Below are 14,769 nucleotides of genomic sequence, written 5' to 3'. Positions count from 1 at the left end.
GATTTCGACAGCGAGCCCAGACATGACCCAACCCCCCATTCTGTTCGGCATCATGCTGCATGGCGCAGGCGGCCATATGCACGCGTGGCGGCATCCGAGCAATCCGCCGGATGCGAGCGTCAATCTCGATTTCATCGTGCGGATCACGCGCAAGGCGGAGGAAAACGGCTTTGTGTTCGCGTTCGTCGCCGACGGCCTCTACATCAACGACAAATCGATACCGCACTTCCTGAATCGCTTCGAGCCGATTTCGCTGCTGTCGGCGCTTGCGCTCGCGACGTCGAGGATCGGGCTGGCGGGCACGGTGTCGACGTCGTACAGCGAGCCGTTTACGGTTGCGCGGCAATTTGCGTCGCTCGATTTGCTCAGCGGTGGCCGCGCGGGCTGGAATGTCGTCACGACACCGCTCGAGGGCACCGCGAAGAATTTCGGTAAAACGCATCCCGAGCACGATCTACGCTACGAGATCGCGGACGAGTATCTGGAAGTCGTTCAGGGGCTATGGGATAGTTGGGATGACGATGCATTCGTGCGCGATCGCCAGAGCGGGCGTTTCTTCGATCGTGACAAACTGCATACGCTCGATCATCGCGGCAGGTTTTTCCAGGTGGCCGGACCGCTCAACATCCAGCGCTCACCGCAGGGGCAGCCGGTGATCTTTCAGGCGGGCGCGTCGGATGCGGGGATCGATTTCGCCAGCAAATACGCGGATGCCGTGTTCACGCATACGGCTTCGGTGGACGAGGCGCTGGCGTTCGCGCGGCGCGTGAGGCGCAGTGCGATCGAGCATGGGCGCAGCATCGGCGACTTGAAGATCTTTCCTGGAATCGGGCCGATCGTTGGGCGTACCGCCGAGGAAGCGGAAGAAAAATACCGCGCGATCCGCGATTTGCTGACTGTCGACGACGCGCTCGCCTATCTCGGCCGCTACTTCGATCATCACGATTTCACCCAGTATCCGCTCGACGGGCCGTTTCCCGAGCTGGGGGAGATCGGCCGCAACAGCTTTCGCTCGACCACCGACCGGATCAAGGCCGACGCGCGCGACAAGGGGCTCACGCTGCGCGAGACCGCGTTTGCTGTCGCGACGCCGCGGCCGCACTTTATCGGCTCCGGCGACGAAGTTGCCGATGAGTTGATCCGCTGGGTCGACGCGGGCGCGTGCGATGGTTTTATCCTCGGCTTCCCGGTGCAGGCGCAAGGGCTCGACGATTTCGTCGAACTCGTGCTTCCCGCGCTTGAGGCGCGTGGACGCTACCGGCGCTCGCTTGCCGGGCGCACGCTGCGTGACCATCTCGGTTTGCCGCGCAAGGAAAGCCGCTATGCGGCGCCCGTCGACGCATGACGGCGGCCAAGCGATCAGGCGTGGCGCGTGGCCGTACCCGCCGCGCGAACTCGGCGGTGCGGTGCGCCTTCAATTGCCTCACTCATGCCGCATGCGGCATCGATCGTTCTCCGAAGGAAAGACGACCATGAGCGACATCACGCACGCAGTCGGCGGCGCGCCGCCGGCATCGAGCCCACCTCAGGCACGAGACGACGCATCGTATTTCAGGATCGTGCCGGCGCGCTACCGGGCGCGTGCGGCCGGCACCGTGCTCGCACTCGTTTTGATCGCGTTGGCGCTGAACTCGGTGCTCAGCAATCCGCAGTGGGGCTGGCCTGTATTTGCCGAATGGTTCGTGTCCGAGCCGGTACTTTCCGGACTCGCGCGCACGCTGTTGTTGACGGCGCTCGGTGCGGTGTTGGGGCTCGCGCTCGGTGTGCCGCTCGCGCTGGCGCGCGTGTCCGGCTCGCGGTTGTTATCCGCATGCGCATGGACGTATATCTGGGTGTTCCGCTCGATTCCGCTCGTCGTGCTGCTGCTGATCCTCAACAATCTCGGCTATCTGTACGATCACGTGCGGCTGGGCGTGCCGTTCACGAGCATCGTGCTTGCCGAGGTCGCGACAACCGATCTGATCAGCCCGTTTTGCGCGGCGGTGCTGGGTCTTACGCTCAGCCACGCAGCGTTTACAGCGGAGGGCGTGCGTGGCGCGATTCTTTCGGTCGACCCCGGGCAGCTCGAGGCGGCCGCCGCGCTCGGTTTGCCGCGCGCAAGGCAGGCCACGCATATCGTACTGCCGCAGGCGATGCGCGCGTTTCTGCCCGTGGCGTTCAACGATCTGATCCTGCTCGCCAAGGGTACGTCGATGGTTTATGTGCTTGCAATGCCGGAGCTGTTCTATACCGTGCAAGTGATCTACCGGCGCAATCTCGAGGTGATTCCGCTGCTGATGGTCGCAACGGTTTGGTATCTGATTATCCTGACCGTACTTTCCGTGATTCAGGCGAGAGTCGAGCGCCGCTATGCGCGCGGCGCGGTACGCAATCCGGCACGCTCGCCGCTCGATGCATGGATCGCGGGCGTGATCCGTGCGTGGCCGGGCCGGCGCGCGGCCGCGAATGATCCGGCGCGCGCCCTGCCTGATGGCGGCGGTTCGAGCGGGAAGCCTGTCGCATCCATGCCGGCTGTGCATGCCGCGCGCGCTTGGGTCAGCGAGCGGCGGGGCGGCGAAGTGTCGCTGCATCGCGTATCGAAAAGCTTCGGACAGCATAAGGTGTTGGACGACGTGTCGTTTGTCGCGCCGGCCGGCAGCGTGACGGTGATTCTCGGGCAGTCCGGCTCAGGCAAATCGACGCTGCTGCGCACGATCAACCATCTCGAGCGCGTCGACGGCGGGTTCATCGACATCGATGGCGAACTCGTCGGTTACCGCCGCGACGGCAACACGCTGTATGAGCTGAAGGAACGGGACGTGCTGCGCCGTCGGATCGACGTCGGCATGGTGTTCCAGAACTTCAACCTGTTTGCCCATCTGAGCGTGCTGGAGAATCTCGTCGAAGCACCGGTTGCGCTGGGCCGCGCGACGCGTGCCGACGCGCTGCGACTCGCGCACGAGTTGCTCGCGCGCGTCGGTTTGGCGGCGAAGGCGCATGCGTATCCGCGCCAGCTTTCGGGCGGCCAGCAACAGCGCGTTGCGATTGCCCGCGCGCTCGCGTTGAAACCGAAGGTACTGCTGTTCGACGAGCCGACGTCTGCGCTCGATCCCGAACTGGTCAATGAAGTCCTTGACGTCATCAAGGAACTCGCGCGCTCAGGCACGACGCTCATCATCGTCACGCACGAGATCGGCTTTGCACGTGAGGTGGCCGATACGGTGTTGTTCATGGAGCAAGGCAGGATCATCGAGGCCGGCCCTCCCGCGCAGGTGCTCGATGCGCCCGCGCATGCGCGCACGCGCGCGTTTCTGTCGAAGGTGCTCTGACGATGACGGTGCGATGCGAGCCGCGTGAAAGTCGATGTGACGTTGCGTGGCGGGCCGTCTGCGCTGCGTTTTTCCGATACCGGTGACATTACTGCAATGAACGATAGAAGAGCTTTTGTTCGCGCCGCGCTCATGACGGCCGCCGGCGCGGCGCTGTTTGGCGTGCCGCCGTTGGCCGCACGGGCTGCCGCTATCGCGGTCGATCTCGATCCTCGGCAGGCCGGGCGTGTGCGCGCCGCGCCCGATCCGGCCGCGATCCATGCGGCGACCGGCTATCGCTGGGTCGGCGATGGCGTTCTGACTGTCGCGATCGCCCCGCACGTGCCGCCCGTGGCGACCTATGCGACCGACGCGCGAACGGTGGTCGGCGCGGACCCGGACTACGCGCAACTCGTCGCCGACGCATTGGACCGGCGTCTCGCGCTCGTGCCCATTGCATGGGCCGACTGGCCGCTAGGTCTGACCTCCGGCAAGTACGACGCGGTGATCTCGAATGTCGGCGTGACGGAGCAGCGCAAGAAAAAATTCGATTTCACGACGTACCGGCTCGGTTTGCACGGCTTCTATGTCCGGCGCGGGAGTCCGGTTACACGCATCGCCGGGCCGAGCGATGTCGCGGGCTTGCGCATTATCACCACCGCGGGCACCAGCCAGGAGCGGATTCTGCTCGAATGGAACCGCCGCAACGTAGCGCAGGGACTCAAACCGTTGGAGCTGCTGTATTTCGACGACGACGGCGCGTCGCGCGTCGCGTTGCTGTCGGGGCGCGCGGATGCCGAACTCAATCCGAATGCGGCGCTCGCATACGAGGCGGCGCGAGAGGGCAGGATTCGCAATGTCGGCAGCGTGAATGCAGGCTGGCCGCTCAACGCGGACGTCGCGATCGCGACGCGCAGGGGCAGCGGGCTGGCCGATGCGCTGACGCTTGCGACCAACGATCTGATCCGCAACGGTAAGTACAGACAGGCGCTCGCGCGCTGGGGGCTGCTGTCCGAGGCGATCGAGCGGTCCGAAACGAACCCGCCGGGGCTGCCGTCGTTCTGACACGGCGCACCGTTTGTTATTTCCGATCCTGGTCATGACGATTTCACACCTGGGCTTCCTGACGGCCGGCAACTATCCGGCCCACGATCCGCTTGCCGGTCTTGAGCAGTCGCTGCGGCTTTTCAGTCGCGGCGATGCGCTCGGTTACGACAGCGCATGGGTTCGCCAGCGGCATTTGGAGCGTTCGGTGTCGTCAGCCGCGACGTTTCTTGCCGCTGCGACGCAGCGCACGGTACGCATCGCACTCGGCGCGGCCGTGATCCAGATGGGTTACGAGAATCCGTTCCGGCTCGCGGAGGATCTCGGGACCGTCGATGCGCTGTCGCGGGGCCGCCTGCACGTCGGGCTGAGCGCGGGCGCGCCCGGGTACGCGTCGCTGCTCGGCGATCGCCTGCTCGATGCAGACGCCGCGCGCATCGACTTTTCGCACGCGCGGCTGCTGCGCCTGCGCGAGAACCTCGCCGGCGCCTATTTCGGCGACGCGGACACGGTGATCGAATCGCCGGCCGGGCGCGAGCGGCCGCGCGTGAATCCGCATGTGCCGGGGCTGGCGGGGCGTCTGTGGTACGGCGGCGGCTCGCTGCGCTCCGCCGAATGGGCGGCGCGCAACGGTTTTCATTTGCTGATCGGCAACGTCTGCCGAGGCGAAGCCAGCGACGATTTCCATGCAGCGCAGGCCGCTCAACTTGACCTGTTCCTGTCGACCTGGGCCGAAGCATCGCCGCCGCGCGTCGCGCTCGGGCGCGTCATCGTGCCACTCGATAGCGCCGAAGTCGTTTCGCGGCAACGTTACCGTGATTTCGCCGCGGCGCGCGTCGTGCGCACGCTGGCGCCACAGGGAGATAGCCGCACGCTGTTCGCGCCGGATCTGGTCGGTATGTGCGACGAGATCGTCGAACGGCTGCTCGCCGATCCCGTGCTCGCGCGCGTGACCGAACTGAGGCTCGAACTCCCGTATGACCTCGCGCTCGACGAATACGAGCAGATCCTGACCGACGTTGCATCCCGCATCGCGCCGGCGCTCGGCTGGACGCCGGCCGGGCTCGTGGCGGCGGCCAACGGCGCGGGCGCCGCCGTCCACTGAACGTGCGGGCGCCCATGCGGGCGATTGCTTATTGCATTTCGGCAATCGCACTGCAGCATCATATTCACCTGACTTCTGTTACGCTTACGACCGCGTAAGAAGCGATTTGCCCGGCATCGAGGCATATCCGCTTTCCGAGCGGCTGGCGTTGTCATATAAACGAAGGGACGGGCGCGACGCAACCGGTGCAGGCGCGTTGCCTCGTCCGGGCAGCGCGCCGTTGCAACGCGCTCGCCGCGCACCGCAGCAAGCAAGTTCGTCCCCCGATACCACCACCCGAGACCACCATGCTTCAATTGTCCCGGCGTCAGTTCCTGAAGCTGTCCGCGACGACGCTAGCCGGTTCGAGTCTGGCCCTGATGGGCTTCTCGCCGGCCGACGCGCTTGCCGAGGTCCGCCAATACAAGCTGGCGCGCACTGTCGAAACCCGCAACACCTGCCCTTACTGCTCGGTCGGCTGCGGGATTCTGATGTACAGCCTCGGTGACGGCGCGAAAAACGCGCAGCCGAGCATCATCCACATCGAAGGCGATCCCGATCACCCGGTCAACCGCGGCACGCTATGTCCGAAGGGCGCGAGCCTGATCGACTTCATTCACAGCCCGAACCGCCTCACGCAGCCCGAATATCGCGCGCCCGGCTCCGACAAGTGGGAGCCGATCGCCTGGAGCGACGCGCTCGATAGGATTGCGAAGCTGATGAAAGCCGACCGCGACGCGAACTTCATCGAGACGACCGACGACGGCAAGAAGGTCAACCGCTGGCTGACTACCGGCATGCTCGCTGCCTCGGCGGGCAGCAACGAAGTCGGCTATCTGACGCACAAGACCGTGCGCAGCATGGGAATGCTCGCGTTCGACAACCAGGCTCGTGTCTGACATGGCCCGACGGTGGCAGGTCTTGCCCCGACGTTTGGCCGTGGCGCGATGACGAACCATTGGGTCGACATCAAGAACGCCGATGTGATTCTCGTGATGGGCGGCAATGCTGCCGAAGCGCATCCTTGCGGTTTCAAGTGGGTGACCGAGGCGAAGGCGCATCGCCGCGCGCGCCTCATCGTCGTCGACCCGCGCTTTACGCGCACCGCCTCGGTGGCGGATTTCTACGCGCCGATCCGTACCGGCACGGACATCGCGTTTCTTGGCGGGGTGATCAATTACCTGCTGACGAACGACAAGGTTCAGCACGAGTACGTGAAGCGCTATACGGATTTTCCGTTCATCGTCCGCGAGGATTTCGCGTTCGACGACGGCATCTATTCCGGCTATGACGTGGACAAGCATGCGTATCCGGACAAATCGACGTGGGACTACGAACGCGGCGACGACGGCTTCGTGAAGACCGACGACACGCTTGCGCATCCGCGCTGCGTATACAACCTGTTGAAGCAGCATTACGCGCGCTACACGCCGGAGATGGTCGAGAAGATTTGCGGCACACCGAAGGACAAGTTCCTGAAAGTGTGCGAAATGCTGGCGACTACCGCCGTGCCGGGCCGTGCCGGTACGATCCTGTATGCGCTTGGCTGGACGCATCACTCCGTCGGCGCACAGATGATCCGCACGGGCGCGATGGTGCAACTGCTGCTCGGCAACATCGGGATCGCGGGCGGCGGGATGAATGCGCTGCGCGGCCACTCGAACATCCAGGGGCTGACCGATCTCGGCCTGATGTCGAACCTGCTGCCGGGCTACATGACGCTGCCGTCGCAGGCCGAGCAGGACTACGAAGCGTATATCAAGAAGCGCGCGCCGCAGCCGCTTCGGCCGAATCAGCTGAGCTACTGGAAGAACTATCGCGCGTTCTTCGTGAGCTTCATGAAGGCGTGGTGGGGCGACGCGGCGAACGCCGGCAACAACTGGGGCTACGACTATCTGCCGAAGCTCGACAAGCCGTATGACCTGCTGCAAACGCTCGAGCTGATGCACCAGGGCAAGATGAACGGCTACATCGCGCAAGGCTTCAATCCGCTCGCGGCGGCGCCGTCGAAGGCGAAAACCGCGGCTGCGCTCGCGAAGCTGAAATGGCTCGTGATCATGGACCCGCTTGCGACCGAGACGTCCGAGTTCTGGAAAAACCACGGCGACTACAACGACGTTGACGCATCGAAGATCCAGACAGAGGTGTTCCGGCTGCCGACGACGTGTTTCGCCGAGGAGCGCGGCTCGCTCGTGAACTCCGGCCGTGTGCTGCAATGGCACTGGAAGGGCGCCGAGCCGCCGGGCCAAGCGCGCAGCGATCTCGAGATCATGGCGGGCCTGTTTACACGGGTGCGCGAACTGTACCGTAAGGAAGGGGGCAAATTCCCCGATCCGATCGTCAATCTGTCGTGGCAGTATGCGGACCCGGAAAGCCCGACGCCGGAGGAACTCGCAATGGAGTTCAACGGCCGGGCGCTTGCGGATCTGCCCGATCCGAAGGACCCGGCGAAGACGCTCGTGAAGAAGGGCGAACAGCTTTCGGGCTTCGCGCAGTTGAAGGACGATGGCAGCACGTCGAGCGGCTGCTGGATTTTCTGCGGTTCGTGGACGCAAGCGGGCAATCAGATGGCACGCCGCGACAATTCGGATCCGACCGGCATCGGCCAGACGCTCGGCTGGGCATGGGCTTGGCCTGCGAACCGGCGCATTCTGTACAACCGTGCGTCGTGCGACGCAAACGGCAAGCCATTCGATCCGACCCGCAAGCTGATCGGCTGGAACGGCAACGCGTGGACGGGCGCGGACGTGCCCGACTACAAGGCCGACGAGCCGCCGGAAAACGGGATGGGGCCGTTCATCATGAACCCGGAAGGCGTTGCACGCTTCTTCGCGCGCGATGGCATGAACGAAGGGCCGTTTCCTGAGCATTACGAACCGTTCGAGACGCCGCTTGCCGCGAATCCGCTACATCCGGGCAACCCGCGTGCGCTGAACAATCCGGCTGCCCGCGTGTTTCCGGGCGATCGCGCGGCGTTCGGCAAGCCCGACAAGTTCCCGCACGTCGCGACCACCTACCGGCTTACCGAGCACTTCCACTATTGGACGAAGCATGCGCGGCTGAACTCGATTATCCAGCCCGAGCAATTCGTCGAGATCGGCGAGGAGTTGGCGAAGGAGGTCGGCGTCGTGCATGGCGATCGTGTGAAGGTATCCTCGAACCGAGGCTACATTGTTGCGGTCGCGCTCGTCACGAAGCGGATCAGGACGCTCACGGTCGACGGCAAGCGGGTACAAACGGTCGGCATTCCTCTGCATTGGGGTTTCAAGGGGCTGACGAAGCCCGGCTATCTCGCGAACACGCTGACGCCGTCGGTGGGGGACGGCAATTCGCAGACACCGGAATTCAAGTCGTTCCTGGTGAAAGTGGAAAAGGCGTAAGGGGGAAGAGATGGCATTGCAATCGCTCGACATCAAGCGCGTTTCCGCGACCACGACACCGCCGGCCACCGTGCGCGAGCCGGTGACGGGCAGTGTCGCGAAGCTGATCGACGTATCCAAGTGCATCGGCTGCAAGGCTTGTCAGACGGCTTGCATGGAATGGAACGATCTGCGCGACGAAGTCGGCACGAACGTCGGCGTCTATGACAATCCGGCCGATCTCAGCGAACACTCGTGGACGGTGATGCGCTTTGCTGAATACGAGAATCCCGCGGGCGACCTCGAATGGCTGATTCGCAAGGACGGCTGCATGCATTGCGAGGATCCGGGCTGCCTGAAGGCATGCCCGTCGCCGGGCGCGATCGTCGAGTACAACAACGGCATCGTCGATTTCCACGAGGAGAACTGCATCGGCTGCGGCTATTGCGTGACCGGCTGCCCGTTCAACATTCCGCGGATTTCGAAGAAGGACCATCGCGCATACAAATGCACGCTCTGTTCGGACCGCGTCGCGGTTGGCCAGGAGCCGGCGTGCGTGAAGACCTGCCCGACCGGTGCGATCGTATTCGGCACGAAAGAAGATATGAAACAGCATGCGGCCGAGCGCGTAGCCGACCTGAAAGAGCGTGGCTTCGAGCATGCGGGGCTCTACGATCCGCAAGGCGTCGGCGGCACGCACGTCATGTATGTGCTGCACCATGCCGACCGGCCGTCGCTATATCACGGGCTGCCGGATAATCCGTCGATCAGCCCGATGGTGAAGCTGTGGAAAGGGCTCGCGAAGCCGCTTGCGGTGGCGGGTATCGCGCTTACCGCGCTCGCCGGTTTCTTCCATTACACGCGCGTCGGCCCGAACGAAGTGACGCCGGACGAAGAGGCCGCGGCTCGCGACGAGGCGCGACGCATCAAGGAGGACGCGAAATGAAGCATGACGACCCGAACCTGATCGTCCGGTATACGGCCAACGAGCGCACGAATCACTGGCTCACCGCGATTTCGTTCGTACTGCTCGCGTTATCGGGGCTCGCGCTCTTTCATCCGTCGATGTTCTGGCTGACCGCGCTGTTCGGCGGCGGCCAATGGACGCGGATTCTGCATCCGTTTGTCGGCGTCGTGATGTTCGCGTCGTTCGCGGTGATGGCCGCACGCTACTGGCACCATAATCTGCTCGACGCGGACGACCGGCGCTGGCTCAAGCAAATGCGCGACGTGCTCGCGAACCGCGATGACGAACTGCCGCCCGTCGGCCGTTATAACGCAGGGCAGAAGCTGCTATTCTTCACGTTGGTGATATGTCTGCTGCTGTTGCTCGTATCCGGGATCGTGATCTGGCGGCGATATTTTTCGCTCTACTTTCCGATCGACGTGATTCGGGCAGCGGCCGTCATTCATGCGGCGGCGGCGTTCGTGCTGATTATCGGAATCGTCGTGCATGTTTATGCGGCATTGTGGGTGAAGGGCTCGATCGGGGCGATGGTGCGCGGCACGGTCACGGTCGGTTGGGCGAAAAAGCATCATCCGAAGTGGTTCCGCGAGAGTATCAAATAACACCGCGGCATACCGCTACTCGTGGACAGAACAAGGGCGCCGGCGATTCGGCGCTTGTTTTTTCAAGGCACTCTTTTGTTGTGACTGACGCAACTCAACGTATTCTCGAGCCGAACGAAATTGCCGCGCTCGATCATTCGGCCATTCCGCGCGTGCGAATTCCCGAGCGCGAAACCGTATTCGCCGCGCGCGCCGCACGCTTGCGCAAGCTGGCCGGCCCGAGTCCGATCGGCGGGTATCTGCGGCTGATGGCGGCCGTTGCCGATGCGCAGCATGATCTGTTGCAAGGTTTCGAAGCAAACCCGCCCGAGCGGGCGGCAATCGAGCAGGCGCAGCATCATGCCATGCCACTCGCGCCCGCGCCGGGCAGCGCATTGGCCGGCGGACGCGATCCGGGCTGGCGCGACATGCTGCAGCGCTTGCTCGATCGCGTAGAAGGCGCGGGCCTCGTGAATCCGTCGCTCGCGAAGCTGATCGACGAGTTACGGCTGCGCCCGGCCGCCGAACTCGACAAGCAGGCCGACGCGCTGCTCGCGCAACGCTTCGCCGAGATCGAACCGGCATCGGCGCCGTTTCTGATGGCCACGCTGCAAGTCGTATGGACTTCGCTCGCGAGCCGCCTGTCGCCGGCCGACGTTCCATATGTCGAGCAGCACGGCCTGTGCCCGGTCTGCGGGATGCCGCCGGTCGCGGGTCTGGTACGCGTCGGCGGCCAGTATCAGGGCTATCGTTTTCTTCAGTGCAGCCTATGCGCGACCGAATGGCACATGGTTCGCACCAAATGTTCGCATTGCGAGTCGACCAAGGGGATCGCGTATTACGGCATCGAAGGCAGCAGCGGCGAGTTGAAAGCCGAAGCGTGCGACGAATGCCGCACGTATCGGAAAATCGGCTATCAAGACAAGGATCATGATATCGAGCCGCTCGCAGACGATCTCGCGAGCCTCGCGCTCGATTTGCTGATGGGCGAAGCGGGCTATCGCCGCGCATCGCCGAATCCGTTGTTATGGCCGGAGTTGTCCGCTGATGCGGGAGGAGATGGCCGGCCGTGAGCGGGTCGAGCGTGACCGACACGAGCGGGTTGTTCGCACGGGTGCCGTCGGTCGAGCGGGTGATGTCGTCGGAGCCGCTCAAGGCGCTGGTCGGCGAATATGGGCGCACGCGCGTGCTGGAGACGGTGCGCGCATCGCTCGACGCGTGGCGCGACGCTGCGCGGCGCGACCCGGCCGCCGCCATGCCGCTCGACGGCACGCGTATCGCCGCCGACGTGCGTGCGCGGCTTGAGGCGGATGCGGCAAGCAGGCTGCGCCCGGTATTCAATCTGACCGGCACCGTACTGCATACGAATCTGGGGCGCGCGCTGTTGCCAGACGCTGCGGTGCAGGCCGTCATACGCGCGCTCACGCAGCCGATGAACCTCGAATTCGATCTGGCGACAGGCCGCCGCGGCGATCGCGACGATCTGATCGACGATCTCGTTTGCGAGCTGACGGGCGCCCAAGCGGCCACGGTCGTCAACAACAATGCGGCCGCGGTGTTGTTGACGCTGTGCGCGCTTGCACCGGCGAAGGAAGTGATCGTGTCGCGCGGCGAGCTTGTCGAGATCGGCGGTTCGTTCCGAATTCCCGACATCATGAGCCGCGCCGGGGCCAAGTTGCGTGAAGTCGGCACGACGAACCGCACGCATCTGCAGGATTACGAAGCGGCGATCGGCGCGCGCACCGCGCTGCTGATGAAGGTGCAATGCAGCAATTATGCGATCAGCGGCTTCACGAAGGAAGTGGCGCTTTCCGAACTCGTGCCGCTTGCACGCGAGCACGGGTTGCCCGTTGTCGTCGATCTGGGCAGCGGCACGCTCGTCGATTTGTCGCGTTGGGGCTTGCCGAAGGAGGTGACGGTGCGCGAGACCATCGACGCAGGCGCCGATCTCGTCACGTTCAGCGGCGACAAGCTGCTGGGCGGCCCGCAAGCCGGGTTGATCGTCGGCCGGCGCGACTTGATCGCGAAAATCAAAAAACATCCGTTGAAGCGTGCGCTGCGCGTCGGCAAGCTGACGCTCGCCGCACTCGAGCCCGTATTGCATCTATATCGGACACCTGAATTCCTGCACGAGCGGCTGACCACGCTGCGTCTCTTGATGCGTCCGCAAGCAGATATCGAGGCCGCTGCCGAGCGTATGCGTCCAGCGTTGCAACGCGCGCTGGGTGAAGCGTTCGATGTCGGCGTCGAGCCGATGTTCAGCCAGATCGGCAGCGGAGCGCTGCCCGTCGATCGATTGCCGAGTTGCGGGCTGGTGGTTCGCGTGAGCGGCGGTAAGCGAGGTGGCCGGGCTCTGATGCAGCTCGAGCGGCAGTTGCGCGACTGGCCGCGCCCCGTGCTCGGCCGCATTGCCGACAACGCATTGCGGCTCGATTTGCGTTGCCTCGAAACGGGCGACGAGGCCGCTTTCGTCGCGCAGTGCGAACTGGCGCAAGGTGCGCGCGGATGATTGTCGGCACCGCAGGACACATCGATCACGGCAAAACGACGCTTGTGCGCGCGCTGACCGGCGTCGACACCGATCGATTGAAGGAGGAAAAGGCGCGCGGCATTTCGATCGAACTCGGCTACGCGTATACGCCGTTGGCGAACGGTGATGTGCTCGGCTTTATCGATGTGCCTGGCCACGAGAAGCTTGTGCATACGATGGCGGCGGGGGCATGCGGAATCGATTTCGCGCTGCTCGTGATCGCTGCTGACGACGGCGTGATGCCGCAGACGCGCGAGCACCTGGCAATCCTGCAATTGCTCGGCGTCACGCAGGGCGCGATCGCGTTGACGAAAGGCGATCGCGTCGATGTGGCGCGCATTGCACAAGTACGCGATGAGATTCGTGCATGGCTTGCGCCCACGCCATTCGCGGCCGCGCCGATCTTCGAGACTCGCGCGACTGATCCGGGCGCAGCCGGTGTTGCCGCGCTGAATGCGCATTTGCGCGCGACCGCGCTTGGATGGCACGCGCGGCGTGACGACGGCCTGTTCCGTCTGGCGGTCGACCGCGTGTTTACGCTGGTGGGTCAGGGCACGGTCGTGGCGGGCACCGCGTTTGCCGGACGCGTGAGCACCGGGGATACGGTGGTTGTTGCGCGTACCGGCGAATCCGCTCGCGTGCGCAGCATCCATGCACAGAATCGCGCGACCGATGTCGGTCGTGCAGGCGAGCGGTGCGCGCTGAATCTTGCCGGCATCGACAAGGCGGCGCTCGCGCGCGGCGACATGATCGTCGATGCGCGGCTCGCGACACTGTCGCCGCGTATCGACGTCGAGCTGACGCTTACACCCGACGCAGGTTTATCGGTCGCACACTGGACACCGCTGCACGTGCACCTCGGCACATTGCATCGGGTTGCGCACGTCGCGCTGCTCGAAGGCGAGACGCTTGGGCCCGGTCAATGTGCGCGTGCGCAATTGAATTTTGCAGAGCCGATATTCGCGATGCCGGGCGATCGCTTCATCGTGCGCAACGCGCAAGCGACGCAGACCGTCGGCGGCGGCCGCGTGCTCGATCCGTTCGGGCCCGCGCGCAAGCGGCGCACAAACGCGCGGCGGGCGTGGCTCGATGCGCTCGTTGCATGGCTCGACGAAGGCCGACTCGATGCGCTGCTCGACGAAGCGAAGCTTGGCATCATGTGCGGGACGCTCACTCATCTGACCGGCCTGCCGGCGCATGCGCTGACGCTGCCGGCCGACGCCGTGCATATTGCTGCAACGGGCAGACAGGCGGATGACGCGCGCGTCATTGCGCGTCGCCACTGGGACGGGCTGCGCGCGCGCGTGCTCGACGCGCTCGATGCATTTCATCGACACTCGCCCGACGAGCAGGGGCCGGATGTGGCGCGGCTGCGCCGGATTGCTGCGCCGTTGACGGACGACGCGCTCTGGCGCGCATTGACCGATGCGTTGATCGACGACGGCATGATTGTCCGCAGCGGGCCGTGGCTGCATCTACCGTCGCATGCGGTGAGCTTCGATGCGGGCGAGCACGCGCTGGCGGCGCGTCTGCTGCCGCTGGTTGCCGACGGACGCTATGATCCGCCGTGGGTTCGCGATCTCGCGTCGGCGACGGGCGTTGCCGAGGATACGGTGCGTATGTTGATGCGCAAGCTTGCACGCCGTGGCGATGTGCATCAGGTGGTACGCGATCTGTTCTACCATCGCGACGTGATCGTCATGCTCGCGCGACTGATCGAGCAACTGTCACACAAGCAGCGCGGCGCACTCGATGCGGCGACGTTCCGGGACGCGACGGGGCTCGGCCGCAAGCGCGCGATTCAAATTCTCGAATTCTTCGACCGCGTTGGGTATACTCGCTTTCACCGCGATCGTCACTGGCTTCGCGGCGACAGTCGCTTGCTCGGCTCGTAATAGGACGGTATTTGCTGTTTCC

10 protein-coding genes are annotated in these 14,769 nt (G+C 64.5%); all 10 read left to right on the top strand.

Annotation, left to right across the window (positions count from 1 at the left end):
• Positions 1 to 22 precede the first annotated feature (22 nt).
• Entirely contained in the window at positions 23 to 1,345 is a 1,323-nt protein-coding gene (locus AQ611_RS22385; protein WP_069236099.1) for an LLM class flavin-dependent oxidoreductase, read from the top strand.
• Between the two features lie 127 nt (positions 1,346 to 1,472).
• Positions 1,473 to 3,308, top strand: a complete 1,836-nt coding sequence (locus tag AQ611_RS26580) for an amino acid ABC transporter permease/ATP-binding protein (RefSeq protein WP_083237561.1) — start codon at positions 1,473 to 1,475, stop codon at positions 3,306 to 3,308.
• Between the two features lie 96 nt (positions 3,309 to 3,404).
• Positions 3,405 to 4,352: an ABC transporter substrate-binding protein gene (locus AQ611_RS22370; protein WP_069236098.1), complete on the top strand. Its 948-nt coding sequence runs from the start codon at positions 3,405 to 3,407 to the stop codon at positions 4,350 to 4,352.
• A 34-nt stretch (positions 4,353 to 4,386) separates the two neighbouring features.
• Positions 4,387 to 5,436 carry an LLM class flavin-dependent oxidoreductase gene (locus AQ611_RS22365; protein ID WP_069236097.1) on the top strand — a complete coding sequence of 350 codons (1,050 nt, stop codon included), beginning with the start codon at positions 4,387 to 4,389 and terminating at the stop codon, positions 5,434 to 5,436.
• 287 nt (positions 5,437 to 5,723) lie between these two features.
• Positions 5,724 to 8,795 (top strand): formate dehydrogenase-N subunit alpha, encoded by a 3,072-nt coding sequence (gene fdnG, locus AQ611_RS22355; RefSeq protein WP_083237513.1) that lies wholly within the window; start codon positions 5,724 to 5,726, stop codon positions 8,793 to 8,795.
• Positions 8,796 to 8,805: 10 nt separating this feature from the next.
• Complete coding sequence (fdxH, locus tag AQ611_RS22350) at positions 8,806 to 9,720, top strand: formate dehydrogenase subunit beta (RefSeq protein WP_069236095.1); 915 nt, start codon at positions 8,806 to 8,808, stop codon at positions 9,718 to 9,720.
• Positions 9,717 to 10,343, top strand: a complete 627-nt coding sequence (locus AQ611_RS22345; protein WP_069236094.1) for a formate dehydrogenase subunit gamma — start codon at positions 9,717 to 9,719, stop codon at positions 10,341 to 10,343. Before fdxH ends, AQ611_RS22345 begins: the two co-directional genes overlap by 4 nt.
• 80 nt (positions 10,344 to 10,423) lie before the next feature.
• Positions 10,424 to 11,395: a formate dehydrogenase accessory protein FdhE gene (gene fdhE, locus AQ611_RS22340; protein ID WP_069236093.1), complete on the top strand. Its 972-nt coding sequence runs from the start codon at positions 10,424 to 10,426 to the stop codon at positions 11,393 to 11,395.
• Positions 11,396 to 11,457: 62 nt separating this feature from the next.
• Positions 11,458 to 12,831, top strand: a complete 1,374-nt coding sequence (gene selA / locus AQ611_RS22335; RefSeq protein ID WP_374755076.1) for an L-seryl-tRNA(Sec) selenium transferase — start codon at positions 11,458 to 11,460, stop codon at positions 12,829 to 12,831.
• The gene (gene selB, locus AQ611_RS22330) at positions 12,828 to 14,747 is read left to right on the top strand and encodes a selenocysteine-specific translation elongation factor (RefSeq protein WP_069236091.1); all 1,920 of its coding nucleotides are present in this window, start codon (positions 12,828 to 12,830) and stop codon (positions 14,745 to 14,747) included. The genes selA and selB overlap by 4 nt, the downstream gene beginning before the upstream one ends.
• The last annotated feature ends 22 nt before the right edge of the window (positions 14,748 to 14,769 follow it).

Origin of the sequence: Burkholderia singularis (assembly GCF_001718875.1) — a bacterium.
Lineage (GTDB): Bacteria > Pseudomonadota > Gammaproteobacteria > Burkholderiales > Burkholderiaceae > Burkholderia > Burkholderia singularis.
Note: the sequence above shows the minus strand (reverse complement) of the source record. Positions and strands in the feature narration are given on the sequence as shown.